The organism is Hydrogenophaga sp. GW456-12-10-14-TSB4 (assembly GCF_059424305.1).
Map to the genome: position 1 here is coordinate 1 of NZ_JBWKZH010000047.1, position 18,312 is coordinate 18,312.

The 18,312-nt window shown below is 63.3% G+C and carries 20 protein-coding genes and 1 pseudogene; 10 read left to right on the forward strand and 11 right to left on the reverse strand.

Features of this window, described 5'->3' with window-relative positions; translation table 11 throughout:
• From AC07ZS_RS20540 to AC07ZS_RS20560, 5 genes are all read left to right on the forward strand, one after another.
• On the forward strand, positions 1-528 hold a 528-nt coding region (locus AC07ZS_RS20540; RefSeq protein WP_494800384.1), incomplete at its 5' end, for a hypothetical protein.
• A 192-nt stretch (positions 529-720) separates the two neighbouring features.
• Positions 721-2,457 (forward strand): calcium-binding protein, encoded by a 1,737-nt coding sequence (locus tag AC07ZS_RS20545; protein ID WP_494800385.1) that lies wholly within the window; start codon positions 721-723, stop codon positions 2,455-2,457.
• Between the two features lie 29 nt (positions 2,458-2,486).
• Positions 2,487-2,804 (forward strand): hypothetical protein, encoded by a 318-nt coding sequence (locus AC07ZS_RS20550; protein ID WP_494800386.1) that lies wholly within the window; start codon positions 2,487-2,489, stop codon positions 2,802-2,804.
• A 41-nt stretch (positions 2,805-2,845) separates the two neighbouring features.
• Entirely contained in the window at positions 2,846-3,754 is a 909-nt protein-coding gene (locus AC07ZS_RS20555; protein ID WP_494800387.1) for an ExeA family protein, read from the forward strand.
• A gap of 632 nt (positions 3,755-4,386) precedes the next feature.
• A complete protein-coding gene (locus AC07ZS_RS20560; RefSeq protein ID WP_494800388.1) occupies positions 4,387-5,040 on the forward strand; it encodes a hypothetical protein in 654 nt (217 codons plus the stop codon).
• On the opposite strand, the gene AC07ZS_RS20565 is transcribed toward AC07ZS_RS20560, so the two are convergent.
• The gene (locus AC07ZS_RS20565; protein ID WP_494800389.1) at positions 5,009-5,329 is read right to left on the reverse strand and encodes a tripartite tricarboxylate transporter substrate-binding protein; all 321 of its coding nucleotides are present in this window, start codon (positions 5,327-5,329) and stop codon (positions 5,009-5,011) included. The two genes, AC07ZS_RS20560 and AC07ZS_RS20565, sit on opposite strands and share 32 nt — an antisense overlap.
• Positions 5,330-5,448: 119 nt before the next feature.
• Here AC07ZS_RS20565 and AC07ZS_RS20570 point away from each other — a divergent pair, with 119 nt between their 5' ends.
• On the forward strand, positions 5,449-5,592 hold the full coding sequence (locus AC07ZS_RS20570) for a hypothetical protein (RefSeq protein ID WP_494800426.1): 144 nt from the start codon (positions 5,449-5,451) through the stop codon (positions 5,590-5,592).
• Here AC07ZS_RS20570 and AC07ZS_RS20575 read toward each other — a convergent pair.
• Positions 5,526-5,702, reverse strand: a pseudogene (locus tag AC07ZS_RS20575) (phage virion morphogenesis family protein); the annotation flags it as partial. The gene AC07ZS_RS20570 and the pseudogene AC07ZS_RS20575 sit on opposite strands and share 67 nt — an antisense overlap.
• Here AC07ZS_RS20575 and AC07ZS_RS20580 point away from each other — a divergent pair.
• Entirely contained in the window at positions 5,668-5,841 is a 174-nt protein-coding gene (locus AC07ZS_RS20580; RefSeq protein WP_494800427.1) for a hypothetical protein, read from the forward strand. The pseudogene AC07ZS_RS20575 and the gene AC07ZS_RS20580 overlap by 35 nt on opposite strands.
• A 227-nt stretch (positions 5,842-6,068) precedes the next feature.
• On the forward strand, positions 6,069-6,596 hold the full coding sequence (locus AC07ZS_RS20585) for a cupin domain-containing protein (RefSeq protein ID WP_494800390.1): 528 nt from the start codon (positions 6,069-6,071) through the stop codon (positions 6,594-6,596).
• A 140-nt stretch (positions 6,597-6,736) separates the two neighbouring features.
• Here the strand turns inward: AC07ZS_RS20585 and AC07ZS_RS20590 are convergent, their stop codons facing one another.
• From AC07ZS_RS20590 to AC07ZS_RS20620, 7 genes are read right to left on the reverse strand one after another with little or no spacing between them, the layout of a single operon-like run.
• Positions 6,737-7,591 (reverse strand): IclR family transcriptional regulator, encoded by an 855-nt coding sequence (locus AC07ZS_RS20590; RefSeq protein WP_494800391.1) that lies wholly within the window; start codon positions 7,589-7,591, stop codon positions 6,737-6,739.
• 41 nt (positions 7,592-7,632) lie between these two features.
• Complete coding sequence (locus AC07ZS_RS20595; RefSeq protein ID WP_494800392.1) at positions 7,633-8,511, reverse strand: SDR family oxidoreductase; 879 nt, start codon at positions 8,509-8,511, stop codon at positions 7,633-7,635.
• Positions 8,512-8,513: 2 nt separating this feature from the next.
• Complete coding sequence (locus AC07ZS_RS20600; RefSeq protein WP_494800393.1) at positions 8,514-10,058, reverse strand: FAD-dependent monooxygenase; 1,545 nt, start codon at positions 10,056-10,058, stop codon at positions 8,514-8,516.
• Between the two features lie 26 nt (positions 10,059-10,084).
• Entirely contained in the window at positions 10,085-10,843 is a 759-nt protein-coding gene (locus AC07ZS_RS20605; protein WP_494800394.1) for an ABC transporter permease, read from the reverse strand.
• Positions 10,840-11,628 carry an ABC transporter permease gene (locus AC07ZS_RS20610; RefSeq protein ID WP_494800395.1) on the reverse strand — a complete coding sequence of 263 codons (789 nt, stop codon included), beginning with the start codon at positions 11,626-11,628 and terminating at the stop codon, positions 10,840-10,842. The genes AC07ZS_RS20605 and AC07ZS_RS20610 overlap by 4 nt, the downstream gene beginning before the upstream one ends.
• A 12-nt stretch (positions 11,629-11,640) precedes the next feature.
• Complete coding sequence (locus AC07ZS_RS20615) at positions 11,641-12,399, reverse strand: ABC transporter ATP-binding protein (RefSeq protein ID WP_494800396.1); 759 nt, start codon at positions 12,397-12,399, stop codon at positions 11,641-11,643.
• A 47-nt stretch (positions 12,400-12,446) separates the two neighbouring features.
• On the reverse strand, positions 12,447-13,496 hold the full coding sequence (locus tag AC07ZS_RS20620; protein WP_494800397.1) for an ABC transporter substrate-binding protein: 1,050 nt from the start codon (positions 13,494-13,496) through the stop codon (positions 12,447-12,449).
• Positions 13,497-13,909: 413 nt separating this feature from the next.
• On the opposite strand from AC07ZS_RS20620, the gene AC07ZS_RS20625 reads away from it, so the two are divergent.
• Entirely contained in the window at positions 13,910-14,548 is a 639-nt protein-coding gene (locus tag AC07ZS_RS20625) for a helix-turn-helix domain-containing protein (protein ID WP_494800398.1), read from the forward strand.
• Between the two features lie 305 nt (positions 14,549-14,853).
• Here the strand turns inward: AC07ZS_RS20625 and AC07ZS_RS20630 are convergent, their stop codons facing one another.
• Both AC07ZS_RS20630 and AC07ZS_RS20635 read right to left on the reverse strand, forming a co-directional pair.
• Positions 14,854-15,372, reverse strand: coding sequence for a thioredoxin family protein (locus AC07ZS_RS20630; protein ID WP_494800399.1), 519 nt, complete (start codon positions 15,370-15,372; stop codon positions 14,854-14,856).
• Between the two features lie 71 nt (positions 15,373-15,443).
• A complete protein-coding gene (locus AC07ZS_RS20635; RefSeq protein ID WP_494800400.1) occupies positions 15,444-16,121 on the reverse strand; it encodes a response regulator transcription factor in 678 nt (225 codons plus the stop codon).
• A gap of 86 nt (positions 16,122-16,207) precedes the next feature.
• Here AC07ZS_RS20635 and AC07ZS_RS20640 point away from each other — a divergent pair, with 86 nt between their 5' ends.
• Positions 16,208-18,058, forward strand: coding sequence for a sensor histidine kinase (locus tag AC07ZS_RS20640; protein WP_494800401.1), 1,851 nt, complete (start codon positions 16,208-16,210; stop codon positions 18,056-18,058).
• Positions 18,059-18,312 lie beyond the last annotated feature (254 nt).

Below are 18,312 nucleotides of genomic sequence, written 5' to 3' on the forward strand. Positions count from 1 at the left end.
ACAACCTCCAGCGCCAGCGCCTACGCCATTGCCGGCGCCAAGCTGAGCACCACCGTGATCGGCGCCATGAACAGCGCTACCGCGGACGTGATGGGCAAGGTCACGGAAAAGTCCGACGCGACCACGTCGTCACTGGGTGCGGCCAGCCTCGCCGCGTCGGGCGGTGCTGTCAGCGTCACCAGCCCGAGCTTTGGCGCAGGCCAGTTGGGCGGTTTGGCGGTTACCGGCTCCAAGCTCGTCGACCTCACCGGCACTGGCGACATGAACCTGACCGGCCTGACCAGCGCGGCGACCACCAGCGCGTCGAACAAGGTCTCCGAACTGCAGGCCATGGACGTCTTCAACTCGGCCATCAACGTCGCCGCCCTGGACGCCAGCATCAAGGTCGCCGCAACGGTGGACTCCAGTGCCTGGTTCCTGGGCCCCCAGACCGGTGTCGTGAACCTGTCCAACATCGAAATGGCCACCACCAACATTGGTGCTATGAACAGCAGTTTCACGCGCCTGGGCGTGAAACTGGGCAACTGATGAGGGCTTGACGTTCCCAGGCCCTGCTCCGGCAGGGCCTGGGGCGGGCGCAGGCGCGCGAATGCAGCGCCGACCTGCGCCACCACCGTCGTTGCCATGGCCGGCGCGGGTGACTGCACCTGCGCCTGTCCCTGGGTTCGCATGCCTGTTTTCCCGGCCTCAACGCCACTCCCATTTTTAAGAAGTTCCTCCATGAGCCAGCCCGCCACGAGTCCGAGCACGATGCCCCTGCGTGCGCCGGCCCTCACCGCCAGCCCCCTGTCGCAACCACACGGCATGCCTTTGGCAGGGCCCATGCAGACGCTCAAGCGGTCCCTGAACACCGTGCAGGTGAAGAAGCCCGAAGACGCCGAAGACGACCCCGTCTTGCTCGCGCAGGCCCCCTCGGTGGAGCAGGAACTGCTGTCCCAGGCCGCCGCCGGCCTCCCCCCTGCCCCGCCATCCTGCCCGGTCTCCGAACCCGGGGTCGCCGACGCTTGCGGCCCCTCAGGTGCCGCCGATGCGCACCCCGCGGGCGGCGCACTGTGGCCGCTCGGACTGCTGCCCCTGCTGGGCGCGGGTGGTGGTGGTGGTGGTGGTGGTGGCCAGACCGGCCCCACCAGCATCTATCCCAAACCCCCCGCCACTCCGCCGGGCACTGTCCCTGGCCCCACTAACATCAACACGCCGCTGAGCGTTTTGCACCCGATCGATACCAGCGCCGACAACGGCAAGACCGTGGCGGACTTCGATTCCAATCAGGCCAACGCGGTGTTTCGGGTGCTCAAGGTGGTGGACGCGGCCTCCGGCGCCACCATTCCGGGGCGCGCGGCCGAGGGCAGCGGCCCCTACAACCCGGCCACCTACCCCGGCACCGATCCGGCGAGCAACCCCTGGTTCTACCTGGACACGAGCACCGGCATCGTTTCGCTGACGGCGGCCGGTGCCAATGCCCAATGCATCGGCCAACGCTACACCGTCACCGTGCAGGCGACGGCCAACGGTCTGGACAGCGAGCAAGGGCAGATGACTTTCACGCTGGGTGCGCCCACCAGCGGTGTGCAGTACCACCTCGCGCACGCGGCTGCGGAGCCGTACCCCAGCCTTTCCATCGAGGGGGCCGTCACTGCCTATGACGTGCTGACTGTGGACCAGGGGGCCGCCGCATTCACGCATATGCAGGTATTGCCTGCCAACCATGGGTTGCTTGGCCAATTCAACTCGCTCTACCTACAGGTGGGCAACGCCTTTGCCGAAGTGGTTAACCATTTCGACGCGAGCCGTGGTGTGGGGTCCGGTGCCCTGGAGTACCTCACCTTCACCAACAGTGGCACCTACTACGGCTACGACTTCGGCACCGCCAACGGCCTCAGCTACTACCGCGTGCAGGGAGCCGAATCGAGCGATGAAAGCCCCGTTGTCAACGGCACGGCCTGCGCGGACCTGCTCTATGGCTCCACGGCCAACGACGGCCATGCCGAAACATTCAATGGGGGCGCGGGCAACGACCTGATATTTGCCGATCCGCTCAACTCCGGCCGTCCGGGAAGCTGGATCGACGAGACCTTCGGCTTGGTGGACACGCTCAATGGCGGTGACGGAAACGATTTGCTGGTCGGCGGTGGCGGGAGCGACGTGCTGAAAGGTGGATCGGGCAACGACGTGCTGATCGGTGGCTATGGCATCGACGAGCTCACCGGCGGTGCCGGTGCCGACACCTTTGTCTTGAACGCCGCTCCCGGAGCCGCCCACGCCGACACCCTGGTGGACTTCGTGGCTGGTGAAGACCGCATCTATCTGGATCGGTCCATTTTCAGCGACGCGAATCCCCTGAACCATCTGGCCTACGACGCAGGATCGGGCGCGGTGACGTACGACGGCTTGCTCATCGCCACGCTGCTCAACCACCCGACCCTGGCGCTCGACCAGACCAATTTCATCATCGCCTGAGTGCCGCGCGACGAAAGGACCCCACACACATGAAGACGCTCACGATCTGTACCTTGTTCATCGCCGCCTGGCTGGCTTCGGGCTGCGCCGTGTCGCGCGGCAACCATCAGGACGAGACGCCGCCGCGCCTGGTGACGCGTGGCAAAACCGTGGCCTGGGATCGCGGAGAAGCCTTTGGCCCCGTGCCCCTGCAATTGGCCTCGCTGGCCGCGATGCATTGCGCCTCGCTGAACACCCAGGATGTGAAATGGCAGGTCGAAGGGTTTCATGCGCGGGCGCAGGACTTTGACGGCAAGACTTTCCCCGGTGGGGGTTATTTCTGCAAGCCCAGGCAGCGCTCGAACTGACCGCAGCTCGCACCCCAATCCAAGGCTTTCGCCCAGACAACATGTACCTAGAGCACTTCGGCCTGCAGGCTTTCCCGTTCTCCATCACGCCGAGCACCCAGTTCTTTTTTTCGTCGGAAACCTCGCAGGAGGCGCTCAACACGCTGCTGATCGCGGTGTCGATGGGCGAGGGCTTCATGAAGATCACCGGGGAGGTCGGCACCGGAAAGACCATGCTGTGCCGCAAGCTGTTGGGAGCACTGGGTGAGGAGTACGCCGTGGGCTACATCTTCAACCCTTACCTGGAGCCACTGGCTCTGTTCATTGAGCTGGCGGCAGAACTGGGTCTGCCACGACCCGTGCCTGAGGGGATGACACAGCACGAAATTCTCAACGCGCTGACGCGGCGGGTGCTAGAGCTCAACGACAGTGGCAAGCGGGTGGTCATCTGTCTGGATGAAGCGCAGGCCATGCCGATCGAGACGCTGGAGGCACTCCGGCTGCTGACCAACCTGGAGACGGAGAGCCGGAAACTGCTGCAGGTCATCATTTTTGGCCAGCCTGAGCTCGACGAACGCCTGAACCACCCTTCGGTGAGGCAACTGCGCCAACGGATTACCTTCCACTATCACCTCAAACCCTTGAGCCACTCCGAGTTCAGCTACTACGTGCAACACCGCCTAGCCGCGGCCGGCTACCGGCGTGGCCAGTTGTTCACGCCCCTGGCGCTCTGGATGCTGCGGCGAAAGTCACGCTGCGTGCCTCGCCTGATCAATGTGCTGGCGAACAAGGCCATGATGTCGGCCTATGGCAAAGGCAGCCGTCTGGTCGGGCTGAAGGAGGTGGTGCACGCGGCGGATGACACCGATTCGGTGCTGGGTGCCAGACCCAAGCGCACGGCGTCGCGCTTATTGGGCGCGCTGGTCTTGGCAGGCGTGGCTGTGGTTGCCGCATGGGCGTACCGTTCATGAGCCTGATCAACGACATGCTCAAAGATCTGGAGTCGCGCGAGCGGGGCCAGGATCGCCAACGTGCACCGGCCGCAAGTCAGTATCCGTCAGAGGCTCGGCTGGCCTCGCCTTCCTGGGCTAGTCCATCCTTGCTGTTTCAAAGTGCGCTGGTCTGCCTGGTGGTGGGTGTCGCTGTGGGATGGATGGTGCGGCAGCAGGGCGCCACACCGGACCGCGCAGCGTTGCCCGAGCGCGCCGCGCCGCGCCCAGTGCAAGGCGTAGCGACAGCGGTGGATACCGCGGAGCTGGGTCAAGCCGCGACGGATTTTGCAGCGGCCACGGGGACGCCATCGGTAGCCTCCCCTAGCGAGTTGCCGCCGTCCGAGCGAAGCACAATGGCTTCGGCGTCGGGAGTGGAAGGCCCTTTGCCTGAGCGACCGCTTGCTGCTGCGGCGGCAACACGCCCCCTGCCATTGAGGGCGACCACATCGGTGTCTCCAAGCGTGGCCGCTGTGTCCTCGCCGCCTTCGAAGGCCAGCCCGACCCCAGCGCCCGTTCGCACTACGTCTGCCAACGTTCCCGGTTCCGAAACCCGAGCAATACAGGCTGCCACTGCGGTGAGGCCTGTTGCTGAGACCCCGCCGTCAAGCACCGTGAAGTCTCGCGTTGCTGCGGGCGACAACGTGAACGGGTCAGGAACGGGGCACGTTCCAGCGAAGGATATGCTGGCGCTCAAGGCGGAACAAAAATTCCAGCAAGCGCTGAACGAACACAAGCAGGGGGCGCAGGAGCCGGCATTGAGCCTGTTGCGGGAGTCGCTCGACCTGAACCCCCAGCACGCGCAGGCTCGACTGGCCTTGGCACGACTGCTGGTCGAGCGCAAGCAGTCCGCCGCTGCGGCCGATGTGCTCGGGGACGGTCTCATGCTTTCCCCGCAGCAGACCCTCTACATGCTGGCGTTGGCACCGTTGTGGATTCAGGCGGGTCAACAGGAAGACGCGATGACTTTGTTGGCGCAGGGGTTGAAATCAGCCAGCGGCGACCCGCAATTTCATGCGTACTACGCATCGCAGTTGCTGCGACTCAAGCGCCACGCCGATGCTGAGATGCACTACCGCATTGCGTTGCGAGGAGATCCGAGCAAGGCCGACTGGATGGTCGGTTTGGGTTTGTCGCTGCAGGCGATGGGGAATACCCGAGAGACGATTGAAGTGATGCGGCGAGCGAGTGAGAGCGGTCAGCTCTCCAAAACCAGCAAGGATCTGGTGGATCAAGTCATTGCCAAGCTGCAGTCCCAAGCACCTTGATGGACCACCCGCATCTCACAATGGCCTGGGGCCGAACCCAGATCCTCTGGCCTTGTGGACCTCGTGCAACTTCACGACGGCTGGATGCCGTGAGCCAGCGTAGATGCGCGCCGAGCACGTCTGTGATGGCCGGCGCGCCACCCTTGTAGGGAACGTGGTTCATCGAGGCACCTGCGGTGGACTTGAAGAGTTCCGTGGTCAGGTGGCTGGAACTGCCCACGCCGGTGGACACGTAGTGCAACGGATCGGGCCCAGCCTTGGTCAGCTCCACCAGTGCTCGTAAGCTCATGGCCGGCACCTAGGGATGCACTACCACCACCAGCGCCGATGCCCAACCTTTTCTTGGCTTGGGCAAGCCCTGATGCACTGGCCAGGGGCGTGTAGGTGCCCGTCTCCATCAGGACGGGGATGTCCCTGCGGTTGTCGGCGCTCATGCGGCTCATCCCCACCTCCGACCAGTCGCTGCCCGAGTTCGCGGTCAGGCTGCTGCGCATCTGCCGCGTGCGCTCCAGCAAACTGCCCGGAATGGCGCCGTCGTATTTCTTCTCGTAGATCGCCTTCGTGGCATCTGCAAGCGGCAACCAGGGCGTGCCATCGGGCGCGGTCTTGGTGTCGAGGCGCTGGTTGATGCTGCTCTCCAGGATCGCGGCCAAGTTCGCCATCAGCTCGTCTGGGGGCAAGCTGCGCGATCAAGTGGTCGAGGCGGCGCAGCAGCTCGGGAATGCGCGCGGCGAAGGCCTCGATGCTTTCACCCGCTGCAATGGCCTTGTTCAACTCGACCATAGGTCTCGTCGCCGCTGATGCAGACCTCTTCAACCTGGGGCGTCTTCCTGAAGCTCTCTGCCGATCGGCCACGAAGACATGGCGGGCAGCCAAAGCAACGCAGCGGCTGTTCGGTTGACACAGGTCAAATCATCCTGGCGGCATTTTGGGTTCAATGGTCCGGCGGTTTATATGCGATACGTTACTTCATTGATAAAACAGCTCGCGTTGTAGACCGTTTCCAACTGACATTGAAAGGAAACCACATGAGCACCACCGCAACCGATCGCACCTCATTCCAGCCGCCCGCCGGCATGAGCCTGGCCCAATGGATGAAGACTCGCCTGGCCACACGGGCCACCAGGCGCTATGACTGGGAAGCGCTGAAGTTCCAGGCCGACCTGGACCCCAAGTACCGTCGCGCGCAGATGCGGTATGTCGGTACCGGCGCCACCGGCGTGGCCAGCGACGCCAATACCGTGCAAGCCGAGCACTTCACCTTCTCCACCATGATCCTGCCGGCGGGTGCGGAAGGGCCATTGCACATTCACACCGATGTTGAAGAGGTGTTCTTCGTGCTGCGAGGTCGCGTCAAACTGATCGCCGAACTGAACGGCGAGTCTTGGGAGGCCGAAGCAGGCGAACGAGACCTCATCTCGTGGCCAGTGGGCGTGTACCGCGGCGTGATCAACATCGGCGATGAAGAAGCCTTGATGTGCGTCATCGTTGGCGCGTCCAAGCCTGTCACACCCACCTATCCGCCCAGTCACCCCCTGTCCCAGGTCGAGCGTTGAGTCGCGGGCCTCGATCTCGAGCATTCGTCCATCTCAGCGCCTGCTTTGCGCAGCCTGCGCCACCGCCCAGGTATCCCTACCCGGCACAAGGCCGGAGCACCCCGCTGAATACACCTGCTTCGATGACCTGCCTTGAAGGCTCAACGCGAAGGCGCCGCTGGATCCGGGTTCGAGCTCCTATGTGGCATGAACCCCATGCTCATGGAGATTTCCTCGGCCGCGCCGACAACAAGCGGGATGACCTGTTCGACCATGTACTTGTCCGAGAACTTCTGAACGATGGACGTGGCGTTGATGGCGGCAACGACGTCACCCTTGCGATCGTGAACCGGCGCGGCAATCGACCTCACACCGGGATGAAACTCCTCGTCCGTGAACACGTAGCCCTGTTCGCGGGACGTCTTCAGCATCTGGCGAAAGGCCGCGGGCTCCGTGATGCTGCGTGGCGTGCTGGCAGGCAACTCGGCCTTGCCGATGAGCGCATCGATCTGGTCGTCGTCCATCTCCGACAGCAGCGCGCGCCCCAGCGAGGTCACATGCGGCGGCACGCGCGAGCCCACATGGATGTTCACCGCCGGCACGACGGACACGCGGGCGCTGGCGATGTAGACCACTTCGCCTTGTTCGAGGATGCCCATGTGCACGGACGCACCGAGCGCGTTCTTCAGGCGGTCGAGGACCGGCTGCGCCAGTTCCAGCAGAGACAGCCCGCTGAGGTAGGAGTAGCCCAGGGTCATGGTCAGCGAGGTAGGGCGGTACCGCTTCGAGCCCTCCTGCCGCACCAGGTACCCCATCTGCTCCAGGGTGTAGACGTAGCGGTACGGCTTTGTGCGGCTCCACCCCAGCTTTTGTGCGATCTCGGTCAGCGTCAGTCCGCTGTGCTCACCGTCAAAAACCCGCAGAACCGCCATGCCTTGGTAAAGCGCCTCCACCCATGAGGAGCTCTTGTCCGCCTGATCGGTGTTGTGATGGGTACCCTGCGGTTCTGTGGTCATGTCGCTCAATCGATGGATGGCAAGGGCGGATCGCCTGTCGGTCAACCCGGGAGTGTATTGACACCCGCTGGCCGAAAGACCCGGGCATGTTCGATCGCCCACTCAGAGAACGTCTTTGGCGCCTGTCCGACCACGTCAAAGAAGTCGGTCGTCACGCAGGGGGTCTCTCGCGTCGTTTTTTCCATGTAGGCCACCAGGCGACGAGCCACTTCGGCGGGCATCGGGGCAGGCGCCCGGGTCATGCGGTCGATCGCGGCTTCCACGGTGATTTCGCGGCATTCGATGTGCTGGCCGATCGCCTGAGCGATCGCCGCCACCTGGTCACGGATGGACAGCGGCGCGGGCCCGGTGAGGAGGAGCGAACGGTCGCGGAAGGCCTCCCTGTCGAGCACCGCCATGACAGCGATGCGCGCCACATCATCCTCGTGGATGGGGTTGCGCAGCGAGGCCGGGTACGGCACCGACACGCATCGGTGCGCCCGGATCTCTTCGGCCCAGGACAAGCTGTTGGAGGCCAGCGTGTCCGGCCGCAGCCAGGTGCCGATCAGTCCCGCGTCCCGCACATACCGCTCCATCCCCCGGTGCCGCTCGGCGACGGGGTTGCGGGCATCCGGCGCCACCTTGACCACGGAGGCGGAAGACAGCAGCACGATGTGGCGCACGCCTTGCTCGGCAGCGATTTGCAGCAGCCGGGCGTCGAGGCGCGCGGGCGTGTACAGGAAGACGGTCTCCATGTCCGCGAATGCGCGCGCCATGCTGGCCAGGTCGTCGAAATCGCCCTGGACATGCTCGGCATCCGTCCACGGCGGGCCCGTCGGGCCGCGCACCAGAAGGCGCAGCCGGGGCACCCGCCCTGCGAGGCGCAGCGCCACGCTGCGGCCAATGCTGCCCGTCGCACCGGTAACGAGGCAGGCGCCCATGCTCAGGCGCGCGCGAGCACGGTGTCGTAGGCCGCGGCCAGCGCATCGGCCGATCGGCCGCGCCAGGCCACGACGCCATCCGGCCGCACGAGCATGGCCTCGTCCGAGGCCAGCCGGATCGGGTCCACCGAGTCGACGACCGTCACGCGTTGGGGGATCGATTTCCGGTCGGCGATCGCCTGGGCCTGGCTGGCCATGAGGGCATCGGCCGTGTACAGCTGGAACTGCGGTGTCAGGTGGTGGCGCGTGTTGATGGACGCCGTGCCCACGGAAAGCATGGCGTAGGGCACGCGGGCGCCGGGGTTGCCCGTGGGCGTCGCGGGGTCCTCGAAGGGGTCCGTGGCCGACGGCACGGCCTGCCCAGGCGACTTGACGAAGGCCCCGTCCGCGCACAGGTAGCCAAACATCATCTTCGCGTGGTCGATGGGTTCGCCCAGCAAGGTGCCCAGGTTTTTCATGTCCCGCCGCTCGGCCAGGTTGGCCGCTTGCCAGGTGCACACGATCTCGGCGTAGGGGCGGCGCTCGGTGTCGTACGACTCGAGCAAGGCCGGCCCGGCGATGCCGCGCAGCACATAGGCCAGCTTCCAGCCGAGGTAGAAGCCGTCCTGCATGGCCGTGTTGCCGCCCTGCCCGCCGGTGGGGGGCATGACATGCGCGGCGTCCCCAGCCAGGTAGACACGCCGGGTGCTGAGGCGATCGGCGATGCGGTGCGAGTAGTTGTAGGTGGTGTCGCCGGTCACCTCGAACTCGATGTCGTCCATGCCCAGAAGAATCCGGATCAGGCGGCGCGTTTCTTCGGGGGTGCGGTCAGGGTCGGCGGAGAAGTTGCCGACCCACTGGTTCGGATCGTCCGTGCTCACCAGAATGCCCGAGCCGTCCGGCAGCGCGGGGTTCTTCACGTAGTGGATGGTCATCGAATTGCCACCGGCCCAGCGGGAGAGGTCGGCGTTGAAGCGCACGGCGGTGACCGCCTTGAGATGCCCCACACCATGGTGGCCGATGCCGACCTGCTCTGCGATCGCACCGCGGATGCCATCGCAGGCCACCAGGTACTTCGTCGACTCGGTGCTGGCCGCGCCCGTCCGCAGGTCCCGCAGCTCAAGCTCGACCCGGTCGTCGAGCTCCCGGATGCGCTCGCAGGTCCGTTCAAACCGGATCTCGACACCGAGGTCCTGGGCGCGCCGCAGCAACGCGGCTTCGGCGCGCGCCTGGCTCGCCATGCCGGGCACTTCGGGCGAGTACTTCGAGAAGTCGGGCCGGTGGGCGATGTGGTCGTAGATCACCTTGCCGGTCAGGCTTTCGGAGACCACCGAGGTGATGCCCGGTTTGCCGGGCGGCCGGGCCGCGCGGATCGCGTCCGTGATGCCGGCCACCCGCAGCATCTCCATGCTCACCGGGTTCTGGCCGCGCGCCTTGGGGAGGATGGAGGTGGAGGCGTTGCGCTCGATCACCACCGCGCGCACCCCATTGAGCGCCAGGAAGACCGCGGTCGACAGGCCGGCTAGGCCTGCGCCCACGATCACGACATCGTGTGTTTCCAGTTTCATAAATGCTCCAGACAAGAAAACCGCCGTTACAGGCTCACCCCGCGTTCCCAGAACACAGCCCGGGTGCGCAGGTAGACGATGAGCCGATCGGCCAACAGACCGAACAGCCCCAGGACCACGATCACCGCGAACGCCGATGCGGTGTCGAAATACGAGGAGTAGCGTGAGATGAGGTAGCCCAGGCCCTTGGACTCCCCGATGAACTCGGTCACGCACATGACGATCAGCATGATGGGCGTGGCCACCCGCAACCCGGTGAGCAGGTAGGGCAACAGCGAGGGCAACAGGACATCACGGACCATGCGCAAGGGACCGACCTCGTTGTTCTCGGCCAGCCACAACAGGTTGCGCGGCACGGCACGGGTCCCCGCGTACATCTGCACGAAGATGGGGAAGAAGCACTCGAGGCCGACCTGCACGATCTTGGACGCGCCACCGAAGCCGAAGATCAGCACCACCACCGGGTACAGGGCCAGCTTGGGCACCGGGTAGAGCATCGAAATGACCGGATGCAAAGCGGCATCCGTGTAGCGATGGCGGGCGCACAGGATGCCCACGGCCGCGCCGGCGACCAGGGCCAGCGCCAAACCCAGGAACCCCTTGGAGAGAGTGGACAGCGCGTGCTCGAACAGCTCGCCCGACTGGATCAGGTCGGCCAGCTGTCGTGCCACGTCCGGGATGCCGGGCAGCATCCGCGTGTCGCCCAGCACCGCGAAGGCTTGCCACGCCGCGAGGAACAGCACCACGCCCGTGGCCTTGGTCAGGTGCGAACGGTCGAGCCTCATGCCTTGCCTCCGAGTTCCATGCTCTGTCCTCTGCACAGACGCTGCGCCACGCGCTGCAGCACGAGATTGGAGAGGTAGCCCGCGACCGCGATGAAGAGGATGTAGGCATACATCTGCGGGTACTCGCCGTTCTGGTACGCCAGCATCACCAACGAACCCAGCCCGTCGGAGTGCCCCACCACTTCGGTGGCGACCATCAGAATGAAGGCCACCATCAGGCTGATGCGCAAACCCACCAGGGTCCTGGGCAAGCTCGCCGGAACGATCACCTCGGTGAAGGTGCGCAACCGCCCCATTTCGTTGTTGCGACTGAGCCAGAGGTACTTGGGGTTGATGCCCAGCGCGCCGCTCATGGCATTGAGATAGGCCGGGAAGAAGCAGCTCAAGGCGATGATCAGGATGCGCGAAGCGTCCGAGAAACCCAGCCAGACCGCCACCGCGGGAAACAGCGATATCTTGGGAATGGCATGGACGAAGGCCTGCAGCGTATCGAGCAGGTCGCGCACCGGTCTCGACACGCCGGACAACAAGCCCAGAACGACCCCGAATGCGGAACCGATCAGGAAGCCCGCATAGACCCGGAACAGGCTGTGTCCCATTTGGCCGATCACCTCGCCCCTGGCGAGATGGTGCCCCGCCTCGACCACGATGGCCACCGGGCCCACCAGGTAGTCGGGGAAGCGGCCGCTGCGCGCGCCCATCTCCCAGAGGATCAGCACCAGCAGCTGAAAGCCCACCGTCACGTGGAGCAGGTCGTTGACCGGCTTGAGCGTCTGAGGTTTCATGGCGTGCTCCGCTCAGACCGTCGCACCGCGTCGGATCAGGTCCCACAGATGGGCCCGGTATTCCAGAACGCGCGGATCGGACTTGGTCGCTGCGGACCTCGGCCGTGGCAGATCGATGCGGCAGGTTTCCATCACCTGACCCGGTTTGCCCCCCAGGACGACCACGCGGTCCCCCAGGAAGATGGACTCGGTGATGTCGTGCGTGATGAACACCACCGTCAACCCGGAGGTCTGCCACATGCGGGTCAATTCCTCCTGCATCTCCTCGCGTGTCTGCGCGTCGAGCGCACCGAAAGGTTCGTCCATCAGCAGGACTTCCGGCTCCATCGCCAGGGTGCGCGCCAGCGCCGCACGCTGGCGCATGCCACCGGACAGCTCATTGGGATAGGCCTTGCCGAACTTGTGCAAACCGACCTTGTCGAGGTACGCCGTGGCCCGGTCCAGCGCCTGCATCCGCGACACACCGGTCTGCTCGATCGGCCATGCGATGTTCTGCAGCACGGTCTTCCAGGGAAACAGCGTCGCCTCCTGGAACACCATGCCGAGCTTGCGACTGGGTTTGCCGATGGGTTGACCATCGAGCAACACGCGTCCCGAGGAGGCCGACTCGAAGCCGCCCAACATGTGCAGCAACGTGGTCTTGCCACAGCCGCTGGGACCGAGGATGGTGATGAACTCGCCTTTTTCTATCTGGAGGTCCACGGGACCCAATGCGTGCACGACGTGGTCGCCGCGCTTGAACTTCTTGGTGACGGACTCGATTCGAATCATCCGGTGTGCTCTGCTTCTGGTTGTGTGGAAGGGGATTGGCGTGCGACTCAACGGACGAGCGCGTACCCGCCCAAGGCCATGTCGGCGGCCTTCGGGTTGCGTCCACGCGGCAGGAAGTCGGCTTCCACCATGTCGTCGATGGTGTCGTCGATGTCCTTGAGGTCGATCTTTCCGCCTTCGGCGCGACCACCGTCCGCGCCTGCGTGCGCGGCGGCTGGCGTGAGGTAGCCCGCGGCGATCAACTTGGGATAGAAGGACTCGCGGTCCTTGGCCCAATTGGCCAAAGCCTTCTGGTAGTCGGCCCGCCAGGCACAGTAAGCCTGTGGCTGCTCTTTAACGAACTTTTGCGTGAAGAACGCCAGGGTGCTCGGATGGGCCTGTACCGTGGCCTGCATGGGGCGCATCAGCATCTCAATCCCACCTGCGGCATTGGCCTTGGCCAGAAACTGGCGGGCCAGCCATGCGACGTCGATCTGCTTGTTCCGCAGCGCTTGCTCTTGAGCCGGCGGTGGCATCGAGACGTAGGAGACGTCGTTGGGCTTCAAACCCGCGCGCCGCAGCGCACTCTTGATCCAGTACTCGCTGATGGTGTTCGGACCATAGAAGCCAATGCGCTTGCCCTTGAGTTGCTTGATGTCGGTCAGACCACCGTCTTTGAGCACGACGAATGCGCCCTGGTTATCGGTGGCGTTCGTCTCCACCACAGAGGCCACAGCACGCACATCGATGCCGACGCGCACCGCCGTGATCAACGCGGTTAGGCTGATGGAGCCGGCGTCGAGCTGCCCGGCCTGCACGGCGGTCATCCGGTCATTGGGCGCAAACAGCTTGTGGTCCAACACATAGAACTTGCCCTGGTTGGGATATTTGTCCTTGTCCGCCCACAGCAGTGCCAAAGGTTCTTCGCCCCCACCCGTTAGCCCATACCGAATGGGCACCGGCTGGGCGGGCGGTTTCTGGAAATCGATCTTGCTGCACAGATCCGCCACGGGCTGCGCTCGGACCCCATGGGTCGACACGGCCAGCAACACGGCAGCCACACCCTGGAGCAGGTGTGAACCGACAGTGGCGGCGCGAAACGAATCAGGCATGTTCATGGCGATTTCCTTTTTCGAGTTCCGTTGAGGACGGCGAATTCCAATTGTTCCGTATGCGGAACGTGTTTGCGCATTCCAAACAAATCGTATCAACCAAAAGCAGAAAGAGCGAAGATTTCTTCTTGTCCCCCTGCCGCCGGGGGATATCTCATTAGAGAAACCAGCATGTCTGGCGCATGCAGTGCCGCACCACCTTGTGCGTCTGGCGCGGCCGCTTTGGTCAATCTGAACGCTCCGGCAACAGATCGGCCAAACACCCCCTCATGGGAGAAGTCAAGAAGACCAACGTGTGGTGTCTTGAGTTAGGTGGCGATGCGTGGAAGACCCAAGACCGAGTTGGTGTTGACCGAGGACGAGCATGAGCAGTTCACGGCACTGACATTGCGGCACCAAACCGCACAAGCGCTGGCGTTGTGGGCACGCAGTTTTTGACCTGCGCCAAAGGCATCGACAAGAAGGTGGTTACCAGCCGGCAACGGGTGACGCCTCAGACCGTCTCGAAGTGGCGTACCCGATTCGTGGAACATCGGCTGGACGGACTGCTCGATGCCCCTCGACCCGGTGCACCGCGCACGATCGACGATGCGCATGTGGACGCCGTGATGGCCGAGACGCTGGAGAGCGTGTCAGACGCCGCAACGCATTGGAGTACGCGCGCCATGAGGCGCGAAGCCGGCCGGTCACAAACGGCGGTCTCTCGCATCTGGCGCGCATTCGGCCTGCAGCCCTATCGGCAAAAAACCTTCAAACGCTCCAGCGATCCGCCGGTTGTCGAGAAGGTGCGCGACATCGCCGGGCTGTACCAGGACCCGCCGCTCAAGGCCATGGTGCTGTGCGTCGGCGAGAAGAGCCACCCATTAGCCCGCGGGTCAAGAGGGGCGAGCACATTTCTGCAGGCGCCCGGTACTCCCCGGCGATGCACCCATGACCACGAGCGCACGGCACGACCACGCTATTCCCAGCGCTGGACATCAGCGGCCAGTGAGGTCGTCGTCGGCGTGGAGCGCACCAACAAGGAATGGATCGCAGTGAGAGATGCGCAGCCGTGTTGACATGACGTGACTTCTACATGAAGACGCAAATGTGATGTTGCCTCATCGCTTCACATATTTGCAGATGAGGGCAACCACGATTGGAAAAAGAGCGCTGAGTCGGGAGACTCAAAGCGCAGTGAGGCCTGAGATCAATGGATGGGCTTGGAAAGCCACCAGATTGTGGATGCCGCAAATCCTTCAATAGGGCTTGCCGAATGTTGTCGGCACTATTTCGGCACACAGCGCGCTCCATCGGAGCGCTGTGGCAAGGGTATTTGCTTCATGGCCCCACAGGCACGCACATCTTGAAGCGATGGGCTCTTTCATGTTTCGATGATCAAGCTAGCTTGTACCCAGTGCTTCATTACGTTCATTAGCATTGCCCCTGAATGTCGAGCCAACTCTTTGCCATTGCGGTACAAGATGAGAGTTGGGACGCTTCGGACGGCGTTGGCTCGAGTGGCCTGGGGGTTGGCATCGATATCGACGTTGGCGAAACGTACATGAAGCAGTTGTGCTGCAGCGGCTTCGAAATGCGGCGCCAGTGACCTAGACAGTTCGCACCAAGTTGCCGAGAACTTCACAAGTATCGGAGACCCAGTGCGCGCGATGAAACAGTTGAAGGTTGAGTCGGTTAGCGAGGCTGGTGGTGGCAGCACTGAATCGGGTTCGCAGCCGCCGTGGATCTGTTCGCAGCTCTGACGCACGTCGCTGGCCGCCGCGCAGCCTGGGACCTGCTGACGCAAGATTCTGGCCTCGGGCCGCATTTGAGAACGAGCGGGGTTTTCGCAGACAGTGCCCGGCGTCCGCACGACCTGGACTCGCGTGGTGCACACGTCCATTCCTTTGGTTTGTTACTTCGGCTTGAAAGTAACAAACACGCGCTCCGCGCAGTCTGAGCAAACCTGAGCAACTATGGTCGAACGTCGACGGCGTCGTGAAACCGAAATCCAATCCCTCGGATCGTGCTAACGGGGAGATTCAAGCCGCAGGCCTCTTCAACCTTGCGGCGCAAGCGGCGCATCTGGGTGTCCAGCCGCCGCTGGTCATATTGGAACCAGTCTTCATCCAAGGCCTTGACGATCGCCTCGCGGGTGACACAGTCACCGCCGATGGCCAGCGCTCGCAGCACCGCGTAGTCTTGACCGGACAGGGGAATTGGCTCAAAGCCGGGCGGCACAAGTTGTCTTGGGGCACCTTGCAGTATCCAGCGGGGCTTCTCCTGGATGTCCAGGCGGCGGGCGAGGGCTGAGACAGTGGCCGTGAGTTCGCCCAATTCGGCTGTTTTTGGCAGATAGTGGTCGGCGCCGCCCGCCAGGCCGGCAACCTTGTATGGCATCGCGTCGCGCGCCGTCAACACGATGATGCCCAGCCGGTGGCCGGTAGCGCGCAGCTCAGCAATAAGATCGAGTCCATCGCCATCGGGCAGGCCGAGGTCGACGATCGCGATAGGGTGCAGACCAGGCACGAACGCATGTCGGAACTCTTCGATCGTTCCGACAGAGACCATCTCATGCCCCGCTTCGACAAGGAACTCGGACAATTCCTCGCGCAGTACCGGTTCATCTTCGAGCAGGATAAGGGACGCCATGCGGCACAAGTCTATTGCATGATTTCGCGGCAACCCTGGCTCTTCAGTTCGGACTGTCGAGGCGGACCGCGTACCATCCTTTCCCCATGCTGCTGCGAATTCTCCTCTTCATGTTTCTGTTTTGCGGCATCGCACACGCACAGCCACCAGTCGTGCTCGATCGGTCAGTAGGCATGATCCCGCTGCATGGCCGGATGGCGTGGCTCATCGATGCGGGCGGCCGCCTGCGGGTCCAGGAGGCGGAGACTGCGGCGGGATGGCAGGCATTGCCCGGCTCCCCGAACGCGGGCTTTACTTCGGATGCCATCTGGCTGCGGTTTGAGGTCATTCAAGCAACCAACGCCCCATCGTGGCGGCTTGAACTGCGCAATACGCTGCTGGAAGATGTGCGCTTTTTCCAGCGCGATGCAGCTGGCGAGTGGCATATGCAGGTGGCCGGGCGCAACGTCAAGCGCAGCGCTTGGCCGCTGGACACACGCAGCCCTGCGTTTCGTCTCGACTTGCCACCCGGTAGGCATGAAGTCATGGTGCGCCTAGCGAGCAGGAATTCGCTGTCCACGGGCTTGCGGCTGTGGGAGGCGGAACTCTTCTATGCAAGCGCTCGCGACGAGGCCTTGCTCTGGGGTGGCTACTTCGGCCTCTATGGGCTGGTGATCCTTATCCAGTTCTTGTTCTGGCAATGGACACGGGAGGCACTCAGCGGGTGGTACGTGCCTTACGCGGCCCTGAATTTCTTGGGCGTCTTGATGACGATGGGGTACCTTCAGAATGCCCTGGACTGGAACTCCGATCTGGCGACGCCCATTCTTGGCATCTCGATTTGCGCCGTGGTGTTCGTGAGCACCCGGTTTTCTTCAGTGCTGCTGGGACTCGACCAGGTCATGCCGCGCCTCAATCGCTTCCTGCTCAGGGGAGCGGCCGCCGTTTCCGTCGGGACGAGCCTGCTGGTTATCGCGGGCCAATACGCCGCTGGCGTGGGCACGAGCCAGGTAGTCTCGATGGCCTGGATCATGCTGTTGTCCGGAGCCTCCATCGTCTTGGTGTGGCGCGGCCATGCACCGGCGCGCTTTTATTTGATCGCCTTCGCAATTTTTTATCTGGGGGTTCTCATCCGGTACTTGCGCAACCTGGGATGGTTGGAGCCGGGACTCGTGACCGACTACAGCATCCAGGTGGGCTCCGTGCTGCACATGATTGTGATGTGCTTGTTCATCGTGTACCGCTACAACGCCCTGCGCATAGCCTTGCGTGTGGAACAGGCGGCCCGCCAAGAACAGCGAGATTTCGTCGCCATGGTGTCCCACGAGCTTCGCACACCGCTGGCAATCATCGGTGCCTCTGCGCAGCAGCTCGCGGCGCATCTGGATGCGCCTGTCGAGAAGTCGCTGAGGCGTTGCACCAACATCACGGCAGCGAGCCGGCGCATGGCGGAGTTGATGGACAACTACCTTACCGCCGAACGAATGGACAGCTCCGAGCGATCGATACGTATCCGACGGTGCGCCATGCCAAGTTTTTTCAAGGAACTCGTCTCCGAGTGGCCTGAGGACAGGATTAAGCTGACCACAAAGGCATTGCCTGAGGATTACGCCTGTGACCTCGATATGCTGCAGGTGGCGTTTCGCAATCTAATCACCAATGCGATTCGGCACTCTCGCGCCAGCACTGTCATCGATGTCATGGTTCGCGGCAACGGACAAGGCGGGCTTACCGTTCGTGTTGTGAATCGTGGCGAAAACATTCCGCTCGAAGAACGGCCATTTTTGTTCCAGAAATATTACAGAGGCCGGGCGGCACGGGGCAAAACGGGCGCTGGTCTGGGGTTGTTTCTGGTCAAGAGAATCATCGACGCGCACGGCGGGCGAGTCGAAGTGCAGTGCGATTCAGGCGTCACGACCTTCAAGGTTCTGCTGCCTGCGCTAGCCTCGTCCGATTGAGGATAGAGATCCCCGCTATGACGTGTTGATGGCAGGTTGGGCGCAAATCACATCTGCAGATGTGACTGTTTTACTTTCACAACGCCATCGGCATTCTTGCCTTAGTTGCTCAGGTTTGCTCAGACTGCCCCAAACTCGATTTTGATATTTTCAGAACCCACAAAATTGAAGTTCGTGTGCGCAACACACCAACTTGGCGCCTTCTACTGGAAGCTGTCCGCAGGTTGCAAGTGTGATTCAAGCAAGTACCTGCC